The sequence below is a fragment of the Treponema bryantii genome (assembly GCF_900111035.1).
GTDB lineage: Bacteria > Spirochaetota > Spirochaetia > Treponematales > Treponemataceae > Treponema_D > Treponema_D bryantii_C.
In genome coordinates, this window is the sequence record NZ_FOFU01000017.1 from 1 (window position 1) to 15,348 (window position 15,348).

14 protein-coding genes are annotated in these 15,348 nt (G+C 37.0%); 6 read left to right on the plus strand and 8 right to left on the minus strand.

The window, feature by feature from the left end; all coding sequences use genetic code 11:
* Positions 1 to 303: hypothetical protein (locus BMY21_RS15250; RefSeq protein ID WP_143064257.1), on the minus strand; the 303-nt coding region annotated here is incomplete at its 3' end.
* A 368-nt stretch (positions 304 to 671) separates the two neighbouring features.
* On the opposite strand from BMY21_RS15250, the gene BMY21_RS15255 reads away from it, so the two are divergent.
* Positions 672 to 1,709 carry a hypothetical protein gene (locus tag BMY21_RS15255; protein WP_074645696.1) on the plus strand — a complete coding sequence of 346 codons (1,038 nt, stop codon included), beginning with the start codon at positions 672 to 674 and terminating at the stop codon, positions 1,707 to 1,709.
* Here BMY21_RS15255 and BMY21_RS15260 read toward each other — a convergent pair.
* On the minus strand, positions 1,706 to 2,179 hold the full coding sequence (locus tag BMY21_RS15260; RefSeq protein ID WP_074645698.1) for a glutathione peroxidase: 474 nt from the start codon (positions 2,177 to 2,179) through the stop codon (positions 1,706 to 1,708). The genes BMY21_RS15255 and BMY21_RS15260 overlap by 4 nt on opposite strands.
* Positions 2,180 to 2,326: 147 nt before the next feature.
* Positions 2,327 to 2,899 (minus strand): hypothetical protein, encoded by a 573-nt coding sequence (locus BMY21_RS15265; protein WP_074645700.1) that lies wholly within the window; start codon positions 2,897 to 2,899, stop codon positions 2,327 to 2,329.
* Positions 2,900 to 3,025: 126 nt separating this feature from the next.
* Between BMY21_RS15265 and BMY21_RS15270 the strand changes: the two genes are divergently transcribed.
* On the plus strand, positions 3,026 to 3,487 hold the full coding sequence (locus BMY21_RS15270) for a MarR family winged helix-turn-helix transcriptional regulator (protein ID WP_218141070.1): 462 nt from the start codon (positions 3,026 to 3,028) through the stop codon (positions 3,485 to 3,487).
* A gap of 115 nt (positions 3,488 to 3,602) precedes the next feature.
* Positions 3,603 to 5,009 (plus strand): GGDEF domain-containing protein, encoded by a 1,407-nt coding sequence (locus tag BMY21_RS15275; RefSeq protein WP_074645705.1) that lies wholly within the window; start codon positions 3,603 to 3,605, stop codon positions 5,007 to 5,009.
* Here BMY21_RS15275 and BMY21_RS15280 read toward each other — a convergent pair.
* Entirely contained in the window at positions 5,006 to 6,283 is a 1,278-nt protein-coding gene (locus BMY21_RS15280; protein ID WP_074645707.1) for a DUF2130 domain-containing protein, read from the minus strand. The two genes, BMY21_RS15275 and BMY21_RS15280, sit on opposite strands and share 4 nt — an antisense overlap.
* A gap of 32 nt (positions 6,284 to 6,315) precedes the next feature.
* On the opposite strand from BMY21_RS15280, the gene BMY21_RS15285 reads away from it, so the two are divergent.
* Positions 6,316 to 6,732 carry an FMN-binding protein gene (locus BMY21_RS15285; protein ID WP_143064258.1) on the plus strand — a complete coding sequence of 139 codons (417 nt, stop codon included), beginning with the start codon at positions 6,316 to 6,318 and terminating at the stop codon, positions 6,730 to 6,732.
* Positions 6,733 to 6,812: 80 nt separating this feature from the next.
* Entirely contained in the window at positions 6,813 to 8,051 is a 1,239-nt protein-coding gene (locus BMY21_RS15290; protein ID WP_143064259.1) for an SGNH/GDSL hydrolase family protein, read from the plus strand.
* Here BMY21_RS15290 and BMY21_RS15295 read toward each other — a convergent pair.
* The 3 genes from BMY21_RS15295 to BMY21_RS15305 all read right to left on the minus strand — a co-directional run bounded on the left by BMY21_RS15295 (position 8,032) and on the right by BMY21_RS15305 (position 12,951).
* Positions 8,032 to 9,924 (minus strand): EAL domain-containing protein, encoded by a 1,893-nt coding sequence (locus BMY21_RS15295; RefSeq protein ID WP_074645711.1) that lies wholly within the window; start codon positions 9,922 to 9,924, stop codon positions 8,032 to 8,034. The genes BMY21_RS15290 and BMY21_RS15295 overlap by 20 nt on opposite strands.
* Before the next feature lie 88 nt (positions 9,925 to 10,012).
* Positions 10,013 to 11,488 carry a family 16 glycosylhydrolase gene (locus BMY21_RS15300; protein WP_074645713.1) on the minus strand — a complete coding sequence of 492 codons (1,476 nt, stop codon included), beginning with the start codon at positions 11,486 to 11,488 and terminating at the stop codon, positions 10,013 to 10,015.
* A gap of 8 nt (positions 11,489 to 11,496) precedes the next feature.
* Positions 11,497 to 12,951 (minus strand): glycoside hydrolase family 30 protein, encoded by a 1,455-nt coding sequence (locus tag BMY21_RS15305; RefSeq protein WP_074645715.1) that lies wholly within the window; start codon positions 12,949 to 12,951, stop codon positions 11,497 to 11,499.
* Positions 12,952 to 13,126: 175 nt separating this feature from the next.
* Between BMY21_RS15305 and BMY21_RS15310 the strand changes: the two genes are divergently transcribed.
* Positions 13,127 to 14,992, plus strand: coding sequence for a methyl-accepting chemotaxis protein (locus BMY21_RS15310; RefSeq protein ID WP_074645716.1), 1,866 nt, complete (start codon positions 13,127 to 13,129; stop codon positions 14,990 to 14,992).
* Between the two features lie 55 nt (positions 14,993 to 15,047).
* Here the strand turns inward: BMY21_RS15310 and BMY21_RS15315 are convergent.
* On the minus strand, positions 15,048 to 15,348 hold a 301-nt coding region (locus tag BMY21_RS15315), incomplete at its 5' end, for an IS3 family transposase (protein WP_143064247.1).

Here is a 15,348-nt window from a genome sequence, read left to right on the forward strand (position 1 = left end):
GTTATTACTTGAAACAAGGTAAAGGGTTTCTCCATTTATTGAATACCTAAGTGAAGACCATGGATTTGTTATTTCAATAGTTCCAGATTTTATAAACTCTAGAGTTAAAGGTTCTTCTTTATTTGTATCCGCAGAAGTTACAGCTCTTGCAGTCTCTGATGAAGAAGCTTTTCCAGTTTCAACTAATTCCGGGTTTTCATTTTGTAAAGATGAGATTTCATCTAAACCTGATGAACAGGAATTGACAACGAATGCCATAGTTAGCAAAAGTGCAACTACGGCGACTTTTAATAAATTTTTCACTTTTTTCCTCCTAGTGAAGTATTTTGTAATAAAACTATTATAGCATGTAATTTAGATTTTCAGATAAGTAATTTGTGGATGTGTAAAAAAATTACCCGGGACCGTGAGTGATCTCGGGTAGGTTGGTTATAAACGACAAAGGAGGTTTTCGTTTATTAAGACTTTTATAAATAACTCTCTCTCCGACTTCCGCAAGTCTATATATTACCAGGGTCATTCTGGCCGAAATAGTCCTTTTATTTTCAGTCGATGGCCCTATTTTATTACATCGAAAGCACAGAATCAGCACATAAAATAAAAAAAAATAGCACCAAATCAGCACAATTTTATGTTTTTTTTTAAAAGCATGTTATAATGATACTCCAGTTATGATAATTAAAGATTTAATAGAAAAGTATAACGAAAAGTATGGAATATCTTATATTGATTTAGCAGATGCTGGTGAATCAAACAGAATTATTGTTCATATTGCAAGTGCATGTTTGTTTGGGTTTGCACTATTTTGTATAGGTTTGTATTCTATCAAATTTTATTCTGAATTATCTAAGCATATAAATTCATTTATCTATTATATAGTTATGCTTATTACAAGTTTCTATGCTTTTTTTGCGAGCAAACAGAAAAAAGAACAGGAACGAAAAAAATCCTATCTTAATAAAACTATTTCTTTTTATGTTCTCATGTATATTTTATTTGCAAATGCAGTTTTTACAGTAATTGTAGGTGCATATTTTAACGGCTTTATAGTTTTTTGTATGACTGCAGTTATAGCGGTATGTACTTGTTCTTTTTCTCCAATGCTTTTTCTTTTAGGCATGGTAATCACTATTGGGGTTATGACTCCTTATTTATATAAAGCTTTTGGAGCAGGTGGTTATGCTAATTCTCTTATCATGGTTGGACTTTTGTTCTTTCTTTCTCTTTATAAACGTCGTGTAGAGAAAAAACATCTTCTGTTTCTTAAAAAACAGAAACAGAATCTTGAAGCAAAAACATTCGGAAATTTTACGCTGATATATGAAAACAAGGTTGTGAAGTTTTCACGCACCAAAAGTGATGAGTTAATGGGCTATCTGATTTATAAAAAGGGTAGTTCAGTAAAGACTAAAGAATTGATTTCTGTTTTGTGGGGCGAGCGTGCAGATTCAGCCCGTTATGGAAGCAGTTTCCGAAATCTGATAGTAGATATTAAACATACATTAAATGAACTTGAGATTCAGAATTTTTTTATTGCAGAATATAATAACTTCCGAATAAATCCGGAAGTTATCAAATGCGATTATTATGATTTTCTTGATGGACAACCTTCTGCCATTAAAAGTTTTGCCGGGGAGTTTATGAGCCAGTTCAGCTGGGCCGAAGAGGCTGTTGGTTTTCTGGAGCAGAAGGCTCTTAAGAAAAATTAAAGTGCCTTTGCAATGTAAGCGTCAATTTTTGCAGGTGTATCAGTAGGGGCAAAGCGCTTCAAAACAGTACCGTCTTTAGAGATCAAGAATTTAGTAAAATTCCATTTTATTTTTGATGTACAGAAACCGCGCTTTTTGCTCTTAAGGTATGTGTAGAGAGGATCTTCATTTTTTCCGTTTACATCAATTTTTGCAAACTGAGGGAAAGTGATTCCAAAGCGACCAGTACAGAAAGTGTGAATTGCGTCATCACTTCCAGGAGCCTGATTCATAAACTGATTACAAGGGAAATCAAGAATCTCAAATCCCTTATCCTTGTATTTGTTATACAATTCCTGCAAACCTGTATACTGAGGTGTAAAACCACAGCCTGTTGCAGTATTTACAATCAAAAGAACTTTGCCTTCATAGTCTTTAAGGCTGGTTTCTTTTCCATCTCTTGTTTTTACAGAAAAATCGTATAAAGTCATAAAATACCTCACAAACACAAAATAAATTGTGCACAATCTAATTTCATAATCAATATAACGTAAAAAAAAACGTTTGTCAACTAAATTGTGTGCAATTTAATCAACAAACGCTTTAAAATTTTTCTGAATTAAATAATTTCAGGAAAACTATTCAGATTCTGTAACTTCAGTAACTTCTGTTTCTTCGGTTTCAGCTTCTGCCTCTGGAGCAGGACCTTCTTCAACTGGAACTTCAATTGTATATCCTGAATCCGGTTTAATTCTAACTGCATAACCAGAAACTACAGTTTTAACAAAGGTTGTTTTATAACTTGTTTCAACTGTTGTATTTGATTTAAGGAAGACAATTGCATCAGCCTGATTATGTTTTGCAGTCTGAATCATCTTATATTCAGCAAGGGCTGCAGAACGTTCAAATACATTCATCTTGATGTTTGCACGCTTACCGATAAATCCGTAATCTCCAGAATCATTAATAAACTTTACCTGAACATTCTGTGGTTCAAGAGAAAACTCATTTTTAATCAGTTTAGCATATTCCTCATTAGTCATAGATAAGTTGCTTGCTCCTGTAACTTCACCAAGAACAATGTAACGACCAGAAGACAATTCACCAGACTCAATCAAAGGAAATTCACTTAAATTACCAAAAGAAGTTGTTGCACAAGAAGCGAAAAGCAGACAACAAACTCCAGCCAAAGCAAAAAGTATTTTTTTCATAAAAATCCCCCATTTAAAAACACTTAATTTATCATAGTACAAATTATTCTTCAAAACAAGCAAAGATTTAATAAAAATATCGTTGTCACTTGATTATTTCAATTTAATTGTATACAATCAAAAATTATGAGTGAAAATGGAAATATGAATTTTGATGCACTGGCATTGGATAATCAGTTGTGCTTTGCACTTTATGTATGCTCAAAGGAAATTATCAGAAAATATACCCCGTTGCTTGAACCTCTTGGGCTGACTTATACTTCGTACATCACTTTGCTTAGCCTCTGGGAAAAGGATAATGTTACAGTCAAAGAACTTGGAGAAAGACTCTTTCTTGATTCTGGTACTCTTACTCCGCTTCTTAAGAAAATGGAAGGTCAGGGACTTGTTACACGTACTCGCGGTGGAAAAGATGAACGCACCGTTTACATTCAGCTTACTGACCAGGGTAGAGGCATGAAAGAAAAATGTGTAAATGTTCCGCAGCAGATGATGTGTCAGAACATTTTAGACATGGATAAAGCCGGTCCTTTACTCAAAACCCTCCATCAGATAATGCATAATATGATGGAAAAGGAAGAAGAATAACCCTATAGTCCGGTTCTGCATTTTGTAAGACCGGACAATCTGAATTTGATAAATCCATCCTTGTATGTTAAAATTATAATGTTGTATTAAAAGTGAGAGGGGACGAGGATATCTAATGGATTTTCAGAAGTTTGTTGATGGTTTTCATTCGATGACCTGTGTTGTATCGGTTGAAAAACTTCCAGACGGAAAATGGGGCGAAATCAGACTTGTAGCAGGAAATAAAGCTTATATTGACTCAATAGAAAATATTCCTGACGCCCCTAAAATGCTCACTAACAAATTTATCCCCAACAGTTTATATCAGAATTATATTCCTAAAGACACAAACTTTGAATTATTTTGCTATAGCAGTGCGGTTCTAAAAAAGCCAATGCATTCCTATGTTCATCCTGAACGTTTTGATTTCTGGTTCAATCTTTTTTCACTTCCAATCGATTATGAAGACGGTAATCTCTGTTACTGTACTTATACCCAGGAACTTACACATGAAGCAGAATCTTCTAAAATGTCTAACGTTTCGCAGGGTACAGCAGCTGAAGTTTTAAATACCTGTATAAAGCTTCGCGGTAATTCTGATTTCAAAGAAACAATGAAGGATGTTATTAAGGATATCCGCGAAATTTGTGGTGCTGCTTATTGTGGTATTTTGAATATTGACGGTCTTTCCAATAAATGTTCAATGCTGGGTGAAGATATTTCCTCAGATTTTGTTGATTATAATCCAGGCTGGTTTACTGAAGATTTTTATGAAATTGTCAGAACCTGGGATGATATTATTGGAGGAAGTAACTGTTTCATTTTTGAAAATGAACAGGATATGGAATATATAAAGGAAAAGAATCCTCTCTGGTATGATTCCCTGGTAAAAGCTCACGTTCAAAGTCTTGTTCTCTTTCCATTAAAATCTGGTTTTGAACTTTTAGGATATATATGGGCAACAAACTTTGATACAGATAAAACCCTGCATATAAAAGAAACTCTTGAGCTCACAACTTATTTTATTGCGTCAGAAATTTCCAGTTATCAGATGTTCGATAAATTCAAAATTCTCAGTACTGTAGATTTACTTACTGGCGTTCTGAACAGAAATGAAATGAACAATCGTGTAATGCAGTTGAGTATTGATAATCGTCCTGGCAGAGAAAACATTGGAATTGTATTTGCAGATTTGAATGGCCTTAAGCAGATGAATGATAATGAAGGGCATTCAGCCGGCGATAAATTGATAAAAGATGCAGCAAAAATTCTGAAACATATTTTCCCGGATAAAGAAATTTACCGTGCTGGCGGTGATGAGTTTATGGTGCTTTTAAGAGGTACCAGCATGTCAGAGCTTGAAGATTATTCACGCCAGATGAAGGCTGTAGCAGAAGAAACAGAAACTGTAAGTTTTGCTATAGGCCTTTGTGTTGAAGAAGACAGCCAGAGTATTTATGATGCAATGAGAAAAGCTGACATAAATATGTATGAGGATAAAAAAGCTTTTTACGAAGCTCATCCGGAACGAAAAAGACGTTAGAGTTCTTCGAACTTCTTTTTCATTGTCGGGTTATTGCGTGTCAGTTTTTTGATTGTAAGATCTTCCAGTTTATTATTTGCCAGACGCAGATTATTATCCGATTTCTCAAACAAATCCTTTATTTTCTGAAGAGTCTTAATTGCCTTATCAATTTCTTCTATTGCAGAAGAATGCTGGCGCATTGCAAGATCAACATTGTTCAGGAATTTATCCTTAAACAGATTAAGGTCACTTTCAAAGTTTGTAATATCAATATTCTGATTTTTGATTTGTGCGATTTCTCTTTTATATTCCAGACTGTTTAAAGCAGCATTGCGCAGAATTGTGATTATCTGAATAAAGAACTGAGGACGGATAACGTACATCTTAGGGTATTTGTAAGAAACGTCCACAATTCCTGTATTGTAATAATCATTGTCTTCTTCGAGCATGGAAACTAAAACTGCATATTCACATTTCTTTTCTGTACGGTCTTTATCGAGTTCCTTAAAGAAGTCTTCGTTCTTATGTTTTGTTGCAGTTTCATCTGCCTGATTTTTCATTTCAAACATGATGGAGATGAATTCAATTTTATCTTCACCTTCGCCGCTGAAGTCGCGGAAAATAAAGTCGCCCTTACTGCCGCTTGATTTTGAAACTTCGTTGTCTTTTTCAAAATAAGCGTTCTGAAAACCAATGGCGCGGTTTTTATTAAACTCTGCAAGACAGAACTGTTCGAGGTCTTCACCAATCTGCTTGGTAGATTCCTTTGCCTTGAAGTCTTTATAAAATGCAATTGTTTCGTCTTTTGCTTTGAGCTGTGCTGTGTACTGATCTTTAAGCGCATTTTCGCGAAGCTGAGCTTCGCTCTGTTCAATTTTTAGTTTGCTCTGAAGGTCCTGAATCTGGCTTTCTTTTTCCTGGAGTGCGGTTCTTACTTCCAGTTCAGTTTTTGATTTATTTGCTTCGATTGCGCTGCGGAGTTGTGTAATTTCCTGTTCCTTTTGAGAAAGGGCGATCTTAAGTTCAGCAGCTGATTTATCCTTCATGTTGTTAAGTTCATTGTTTCGTACTTCAAGCTGATTTTTGAGGGCTGCAATTTGATTGTCTTTTTCTGAATTAGCTTTTGAAACAGCAAGTTCAACAGCCATTTTCTTTTCTGAATCCATTGCAGATTTCTGGCGCTGCAGTTCATCATTAAATTCGCGGGTGCGAACCTGTTTTACAATTTCTGCATAACCTGCTTCATCAATCTGAAAAACTTCACCACATTTTGGACATTTAATTTCTTGCATTTTTTGACCTCTGATTTTATTATAACATAATTATGAATATCTATAAACGAAGAAGAAGAGGTCCGGATAGAACCTCAATTTTAATGCTGATTGCTCTGATCTGTCTTATGGCTGGTGGATATCTTATTTCCCGCAAAAAAGCTCGTCTTAAAGAAGCTTCTTCTCTTCCATTTTATAAAGTAGAAATGAGTCAGATTGCAGATGGAACTTACGAAGGACAGACACATACAACCTTTCTGCATCTGAAACTCAACGTAACTGTTGAAAATCATCAGTTGAAAAAAATAGATGTGCTTGAAAATGATGGAATTGATGGAGAAACGGCCCGTCCTATCCTTGATAAAATGATTGAGCAGAATGAAATTGTTGTGCCGGCAATTAAGGGAGCGGAGCTGGGAAGCCTTGTGTATATCAGTTGTGTAAGTACTGCACTGGCCGGGAAAAAATAGCTGATAACGAAATATTAAGAAATTCAACTTATTCTAAATATGCAGACCTCGTGGTAATTTTTTATCACGAGGTTTTTTTTATGAAAATCAAAAAAGCATTTTTAGGAGTGATGTTGGGGATTATGAGTGCAGCTATGGTACAGGCAAATCCATTCAAATTGAGTGATTCAAACTATCAGGCAATGGTAGAGAATACAATTGTAAATACAGGCAATAATGCAAGGATGAAGGCAGTTCTCGCCAAAATCCGCCGCGGCGACAAAGTAAAAGTCGCAGCTATCGGAGGTTCTGTTACAGAAGGCGCCGGCCCTGAAAAATTTACCGACGGCTATGCCTATCAGTTTTACCGTGCTTTAAAGGCTAAATATGCACCGGGTGACGGAAGCAGCGTTTCTTTTAATAACGCAGGACTCAGTGGAACAGGTTCCCTTTTAGGAATCGTGCGATATGATCAGGACGTTGTTAAAGTTTGCGGTGGAGCTCCAGATCTTCTGATAATTGAATTTGCCGTAAATGATAACGGCGATGTTTTGTGTCAGAGAAGCTTTGAAGCAATTATGCGTACAGCAATGCTCGCTAATCCGGAATGTGCAGTAATTGCGATTTATGCAGTAGCAAGTTATGGAAACACTTCTGCACAGAAAATCCCGGTTTCAAATCATTATGCAATTCCTCATGTAAATATGCTCGAGGTTGTAAACAAGGCAATTGCAGATAAGGTATTTACAAAAGAGCAGTACCTTACAGATTACGCACATCCAACTTATGAAGGTCATCAGTTTATGTGTGATTGTCTTATGGCACTCATTGATAAGATGGATAAGGCAGCAAAGGATTCTGAACAGCATGTACCGGCTTCCTGCTTTAAAGAGCCGGCCCTTTACGGCATGAAGAGAATCTTCCCTGACAACAAAGATGCTAACGTAAAAATAGAACGTGGTGATTTTACAGAAACAGACCGCAACTGTCAGACACTTAAAAAGACAAATACTTCTGATTTTCCTGAGAACTGGAAAAAGAAGCTCAATGCAAAATCAGAAAATGTTCCGTTCAAAATGGAACTCACCTGTAAGAGTTTGGTTTTTGTTTATAAGGTTCAGGCAAGTGGAAGTGCAGAAAAGTTTGGAAACGCCGAGATCTATGTAGACGGCCGCAAGGTAGCAACCTACGACGGTGGAAAAGCAGGCGGCTGGAACAACTGCGAACCGAATATCATTATTGATGAACGCAAGGCAGAGAAGCATACAGTAATGGTAAAGATGGCTCCGGGTTCAGAAAAACTGGGCTTTACAATTGTTGCTATGGGGTATACTTTGTAGCAAACTCGCTTGCAGAAAGCGGTTTAGAAAAACAGAAACCCTGGAGGTAATCACAGCCGATGTCTCTCATGGTGTCGGCAAGCTCCTGGTTTTCAATTCCTTCAGCTGTAACAGTAAAGCCCATCTGCTTGATGGTCTGAACCAGCGTTGGAAGAATCTGATCTTTTTCCTTAAAATAATCCCAGACAAATTCCATATCAAGTTTTACGTTGATGAACGGACACTTCTTCATTCGTGCAACATTTGAATAGCCACGGCCGTAATCATCAAGTACAAAGCGGAATCCCGATTCCTTCATTTTAAGCATCTGATTCTGCAGAAGATCAAAATCTATCATAGACTCTTCTGTAATTTCCAGATGGATTTTTTCCGGAGAGATATCGTATTTCTGAAGGATGGCGGTGAATCTTCTATCAAGGTCTCGTCTTAAAAACTGAATTGGAGAAAGGTTAACATTTATCCACGAAAGACCCATTGCTTCAATGTCATGTTCTTTTATAAACTTGCAGGTCTTTTCAAACATCTGTTCTCCAAGATCATTGATGCGGCCGTTCTTTTCGGCAATCGGAATAAAGAGTGGCGGAGGAATATATTCATTATTTGTGTCTCGAATTCGAGCAAGAGATTCAGCTCCAATGAGTTTACGGGTTTTTGCATCAATAACTGGCTGCAGAAAAAGTTCAATGGAGTTCTGTTCTACGCTTAATTCTACAGACTTTTTAATCTGCATGTTCGTTCTGATTCTGTTGATGTCATTTGAATCAATATATTTGTGATTCTGTGTATCTGGATCAAGTTCTGCCAGAGTAGTAAGAATTGCAGTAAAAAGCACTCCTCTGTCAGAGGAAAGGATTTCTGGTTTTACCTGTGTAAAACAGACTTCCAGAAACATATCAATATCATCATCAGTTTTCCATGGAGCTTCAAAACGCTGTGAAATATAAGTACGAATCAGCACGGCATCTTCAAGATTTTTTCCAATCAAAACAAAGCGGCCATCATGAAGGTAAAATGGAAGAAGTTTCGGGAAGGTCTGCTTAAGGTACATTCCGATTAGAGAAAGCCCTTTATCAGTTTGTGTATAACTGTAAATCTCTCGAAGGTCAGAGTAATTGTGAATTGTAAAGCCAAGAATTAAAGGATGCCATTCTGGGTTAATTTCCCTCAGCATAAACATAAGTGCTTTTTTATTAAAAGAACCACTTTTCTCTTCTTTAAAAAGTGTAGGATTTTCAAAAGAAAGATAAATTATAATTATTGAAATCAGGGTAAAGAAATTCATTAAGAGATAAGTCGGATAAATAATTCTCATAATATATCCAGTCATCAATACAAGGTTATAAGCAATGACAGGAATGAATTCTCCGCGTGTCAGTTTTTTACGGTTGTGAATTGTAAGAAAAATACACGCTGCAATATAGTAAAAAGCACAGATGTAAATCAGATTATAAAGACGGCCCTTACTGTATTCACCATTATCAGAAATGCAGAAAATTGTATCAACAAAAAGATTAGAAAGAATTATTATGTTGATTGCAATAAATGGAAGCAGATATGTAATTATACGGCGTTTACTGAAACGAATATCTTTTGAAAGGATAATATTAGTGAATATTGTAAAACACATCATGCGCTGAACAAAAAGCAGAAAATAAATTACATTAGAAATTCGAAGAATACAAAGAGGAATGTTATCCAGATATTCAAGAGTTGCTGCACAACCAACATCAAAAAAAATTGTTAATGTATCAATAATAAGGATAAAAAGAAAAGATTTATGAAGCCTGATAGGCAGACGTGGCTGCGTAAAATAAAAAATGAGAAATGTTGTAATTATAACTAGTTCAGGAATTACTAAGTTGTAGTTCCACATGATAAACCTCCCTCACAAGGCATACCTTCTATTATGAGGGAGGCTCATTAAATAAGCAATAAAAATTTGTTATAGGATTTTTTGTGAATTACAGTTCTTCCTGAGTTACACTGACATTTCCAATCCAGACATCGTTCGAGTCCAGTCCAAGGTTGAACTCAAGACGGGCTGTAGCATCTGTGTCATTTTCCATTGTGAAAAAATATGAGTAGTGTTTTACACTTGTGTCGAGCTCAGGATAATATTCAGGAGAATATACAGACCAGCTGTTATCGGCATCACCACCAAGCTTAACTGCAATTTTACGTGGTGCGCTTGCCTTTGCATCAAACTGAATTTTATAAGAGTAGCCTTTTGCAACTGGAAGATGCTGAATCAGCTGAACTGAGTAATTCTGATTTCCAGGATTTGTGATTTTCACACGACGGCCGTCATCTTCTTTTGATGAAACAGCTTTTCCGCCAAAATCTGAAAGAGCGAGAAAATACCAGTCGTGAGTTTTTACATCCATGTTTTCGTTTGAAGACATTCCTTCATTTTTAGTTTCAGAAACAACATGATTAAGTTTTGAATCAAAAATAAAGTTACGGCCATCTGCTGCTTCAAATTCCTTAAAATTTGTTTCATCACGCTGTGGTGTTGGTCGTTTTACACCTGTAGCATAAGGATCATTTTTTTCATAAACACGAACATAATCTACGAGCATCTGAGCTGGAAGATTTGAATCTTCTGGTGAAACTCCGCCATCGTAATTTCCACCGAGGGCAAGGTTCAAAAGAATGTAGAACGGTTTATCAAATGGGGCAGGGTATTCATAAGGTTCAGAAGCTCCAGCTCCGAGTGACCACCACTGTGAAGTTTCAAAATATTTGTTACCGTCTACAAGCCAGCGCAGAACACCTGGTTCCCATTCAAGGGAGTAAACATGATAGTCTGCAATTGTTTCGTTGTTCGGGAATTTGTACATTGAGCTTGTATATTTATTTCCCGGCCAAGCCTGTCCAAAATGAACTGTTCCGTAAACACGGTTTGGAAGACGTCCTTTTGCTTCAAGAATATCAATCTCTCCAGACGATGCCCAGGTGCCATAATCTGTTGTTGCAGGAAGAAGCCAGAAAGCAGGCCACAAACCATTTCCTGTCGGCATTTTGATTCGTGCTTCAATTCGGCCATAAGTCTTTGTAAAAAGCTCTGTTCCATCATCCTTTACTGTGCGAAGTCGTGCAGAAGTATAAGTACAGCCTTCATAATTTTCTTTGCGGGCTTCAAGAACAAGATTTCCGTTTTTTACAAAAGCGTTTTCCTTGCGGTAATATTGAAGTTCATTATTTCCCCAGCCTTCGAGTCCATACTGACTTCCGGTTCCAATCTGAAAATCCCATTTAGTTGTATCGATCTGCTTGCCGTCGAACTCATCGCTCCATACAAGATGCCAGCCTGCAGGTGTTTCAGGTTTTGAAACTCTTGCCTTTGATTTGTGTTCTGTGCATCCCATAAAAATTACAGTTGCTACTAAAGCAGCTGTAATGGTTCCTAAAATAATGTTTCTTGAAAAATTTTTCATAGTAACTCCTATTTTAAAATCCAGGTTTGTATTGCGCGTGGCGGGCATTTAAGGAAAAGTCCGTCTGTGTTTTTACTTCCTTCAGTTCGTGCCTGTTCCCAGTCACGAAGTTTTGCAGTTTCAGTTTTACCGGAGGTCTCAATTTTAAATTCAAAAGCAAGATCTGCTTCGGTACGGTTTGTAACAATCAGAATTATTGTTCCATCAGGATTTTTGAAGGCAACGGTTTCTGCTTCGTCTGTAAGATGACCACTCACTGTTGCAGGAGTCATCCATGAGAAAAAGTCAGAACCAAGTCTTACAGCTCCAGGTTTGATAAATCTGCTGAAGTGTCCAATGTAATAATATGAACTTTGGAAATGAAGTGTTCCGTCTGCAACATCTGCAAGAATTGGAGCATCACAATAATTTCCTACATGATTTGGACCGCCCTTCATATCAAGCACGATGTTCCAGTCAATCCATTTTGTACAACCGCTCTTAAGGTCGTTGATGATATTGTGAGCGTAACGTTCACCGGTAAACCAGGCTCCGTTACGTGGACCGCCTTCAATACAGCCCTCTGTAAAAATCAGATCAATGTCCGGATAGCGGCGTGCGATTTCTTTGATGTTGTCGTACTGATCGCCAGAGTACCAGTGGAAAGCAAGGCCTGCTACATATTTTTCTGTTCCAGGAACTTTAAGGGATTCTTCAAGTCGTTCAAGTGCAAGGTCGCGGTTATGATCCCAGATGTAAATTTTTACATCACCGAGGCCGGCTTTTTCGAGTGCAGGACCAAGATATTTTGCTGCAAATTCTCCCTCTTCTGTCGCTGAGTATTCGCAGGAATCCCAGGTCTGAACAGCAGCCGGTTCATTCTGTATTGTGACAAAACTGATTTTGATATCACGTTCTGCCATCTTGTTAATAAAGGTCACAAAATACTGAGCCCATAATTCCCTGTAGCAGTCGAGGAGGTGTCCGCCGTGGTTCATATCACCGTTGTCTTTCATCCATAATGGAGGAGACCATGGACTCATAAGAAACTGGACATCACTTCCTTCGTTTCTTGCAGCTTTCTGAACTTCCATAGCCAATGGAGAAATATATTTATCGGTGCGGTCCATAGAAAAAGACTTTAGTGTTTCATCTTTCTCGGGAACACAGGCCCAGTTTTCAAGAGAGAAATCACATGAGTTCATGTGGATGCGTGCATAACGATAACCGTTACCACACTTTGGATTATAGTAAGCATCTATTGCCTGCTTACGAATCTGTGATGGGAGGCGGGAAAGGACATAACCAGATGATTCTGTTAATGCGCCGCCGAAGCCGTAGAACTTCTGAAAGTTTTCTTCAGGCTTGAGGGTGAGTGTGGTTGGAATCCAGCCGCCACCTTCGTAAAGTCGCTCTTCAGGTGTAAGTTCCCAGATGCGTTCCGCTGTGTCTTTTGCAGTTTCGTATAGCTTTTCTATTTTCATGTTTTTAGTATAAACACCACTCAATGATTATGATAGTTTGATAAATTTCTGAATGGTGTAAATTTTTCGGCTAATTACAGTCAAATCGACAAAATTTGCAATTCTGTCGATTATGGTTTATAGTTAACAACTATATGAAATAATTATATTTATAAAACTAAAAGGAGTTTGCAGCATGAAAAGCAACAAAAATCTTTCGGAAATAGTTTTTTCTAAAAAACTATTTATCATCTATCTGGCTACCTATCTGGTTCCTTTCTTTACAAGTTGGATTGCTTTTGTTTATCTAAAAGTAATTAAATTTTCCGATACATTACGAGGTCTGACATCACCAATTGGAATTATTGGAATTATTCTTGTACTGACTTTTGTCTTTACCTGGTGGTTTACACAAAAACGAAAATTCAGAGGCTTCAATCCTGAAAATCATGCATCGGTAGCAAAAATAAATAAAAGAGCAAAACTGTTCCAGAACATTACACTTGCAACAGCTATTCTTAATGGTGCAGTTTGTGCTGCAATCATACAGACTTCGTTCCATGGACAGGGAATTTATGTTGATGTACAACCTCTCTATACAACATGTATTGGAAACGTAATTGTAATTTCAGCTACATTCTATATTCGTTTTCTTCAGACTTTGGAAGAATCACTTTATTCAGTTCCATACAGTAAAGAATTTAAAGGTCTTTCTTTAATTATGCGAAGCGGTCTGATAAGTGCCTGTACTGCAATTGGAACTCTTATGATTACCATAACTCCGGTTCTCGTTACGAATTTGCAGGATCTTCCTATCTCAACTTTGATCTGGCATTATGTTTTCCCTGAAGGAATTATTGGTGCTACATTTATTGTAATTTGTAGTTTGCTTCAGGCAAAAGGTATGAGTGGTCGTGTAAAAATGATTACAGATTTTACCCGTCAGGTTGCGGCAAATGATTATACAGGTAAAACTCTCCTTGTAGAAAGTCGTGATGAGTTTGGTCTTTTAATCAATGATTTGAATTCTTTTAAGGATGCAACAAAAGGACTTATTGAAGATATTGATGAATCTGTAACTGTGGCTGCAGATACTGCTGATAACGTAAGCTCTAGCATGTCTGAAACTTCTGCAGCGATAGAAGAAATTATGGCAAATATAAACAGTGTAAAAGCCCGTATTGAAAATCAGGCTAATGGTGTAGAGAAGAGTGATTCAACCATTAAGAACATGATTAACAAAATAAATGAGCTGAACGAAAGCGTAACAGCACAGGTTTCCGGAGTTTCTACATCTTCCAGCGCTGTTGAAGAAATGGTTGCAAACATTCGTTCTGTAAGTCAGATTCTTGAAAACAATACTGCAACTGTTCATGAGCTTAGTGCTGAATCAGAAACAGGTCGTAAACGAATCAATGAGTCTGCAAAGCTTGCTCAGATTATTCTTGAAAAATCTGCTGCTCTTGTAGAAGCTTCAAACGTTGTTCAGAGTATTGCTTCTCAGACAAACCTTCTTGCTATGAATGCCGCTATTGAGGCTGCACATGCAGGAGACGCCGGAAAGGGATTTGCTGTAGTTGCCGGAGAAATTCGAAAACTTGCAGAACAGTCTAATACTCAGGGTAAAACAATTAGTTCTCAGCTAAATGAATTTCAGGAAATCATTCAAAACGTTTCTGATAATACAAAATCTGTACAGAATCAGTTTGAAGTTATTTTTGAACTTACAAAAAAAGTTCAGCAGCAGGAAGAAGTTATTAAAAATGCGATGGACGAACAGGATGCAGGAAGTGCGCAGGTTCTTCAGTCTATCAGCGAAATCCAGACTTCTTCAGATATAGTTAAAGAGAATACGGGAATTCTTCTTTCAGGTGGTAAACAGATTGGTGAAGAAATGGCTCACCTTGCAGATGTTACCCGGGAAATCAATGATTCAATGAATGAGATGGCGGCAGGTTCAGGCCAGATAACCAAGGCTGTTGAATTGTGTTTCGATCTTACAAATGATAATCAGAAGAACTTTAATAATCTTCGAGAAGAAGTTCGAAAGTTTAAGATTTAAAAGAAAAATCCCCGGGCAATGATATGTACCCAAAATTCTGGACACATATTATGAACTAGGCGGAACGAATGGATGCTTCCCTGTATTTTACAGGAGGCATCCATTTTGTTTTAACCTGTATTCGCTTGTTGTTATAATAATCTATATATTCTGCGATTGCTACAGAAAACTCTTCAAAAGATTTAAAATCCCTTTCATGACCATAATATAATTCATTCTTTATTCGACCAAAAAATGTTTCCATAATGCAGTTGTCATAGCAGTTTCCTTTACGAGACATAGATTGTATAATCCCATGTTTAGTCAGAGCCGTTCTATAATAAATATGTTGATACTGCCAGCCTTGGTCAGAATGA

Bases quoted from the DNA above. Each gene is read 5' to 3' on its own strand.
- BMY21_RS15290 (WP_143064259.1), top strand. From the start codon at position 6,813: ATGAAAATCAAAAAAGCATTTTTAGGAGTGATGTTGGGGATTATGAGT.
- BMY21_RS15310 (WP_074645716.1), top strand. From the start codon at position 13,127: ATGAAAAGCAACAAAAATCTTTCGGAAATAGTTTTTTCTAAAAAACTA.
- BMY21_RS15270 (WP_218141070.1), top strand. From the start codon at position 3,026: ATGAGTGAAAATGGAAATATGAATTTTGATGCACTGGCATTGGATAAT.
- BMY21_RS15275 (WP_074645705.1), top strand. From the start codon at position 3,603: ATGGATTTTCAGAAGTTTGTTGATGGTTTTCATTCGATGACCTGTGTT.
- BMY21_RS15255 (WP_074645696.1), top strand. From the start codon at position 672: ATGATAATTAAAGATTTAATAGAAAAGTATAACGAAAAGTATGGAATA.
- BMY21_RS15265 (WP_074645700.1), bottom strand. From the start codon at position 2,899: ATGAAAAAAATACTTTTTGCTTTGGCTGGAGTTTGTTGTCTGCTTTTC.
- BMY21_RS15280 (WP_074645707.1), bottom strand. From the start codon at position 6,283: ATGCAAGAAATTAAATGTCCAAAATGTGGTGAAGTTTTTCAGATTGAT.
- BMY21_RS15305 (WP_074645715.1), bottom strand. From the start codon at position 12,951: ATGAAAATAGAAAAGCTATACGAAACTGCAAAAGACACAGCGGAACGC.
- BMY21_RS15260 (WP_074645698.1), bottom strand. From the start codon at position 2,179: ATGACTTTATACGATTTTTCTGTAAAAACAAGAGATGGAAAAGAAACC.
- BMY21_RS15300 (WP_074645713.1), bottom strand. From the start codon at position 11,488: ATGAAAAATTTTTCAAGAAACATTATTTTAGGAACCATTACAGCTGCT.
- BMY21_RS15285 (WP_143064258.1), top strand. From the start codon at position 6,316: ATGAATATCTATAAACGAAGAAGAAGAGGTCCGGATAGAACCTCAATT.
- BMY21_RS15295 (WP_074645711.1), bottom strand. From the start codon at position 9,924: ATGTGGAACTACAACTTAGTAATTCCTGAACTAGTTATAATTACAACA.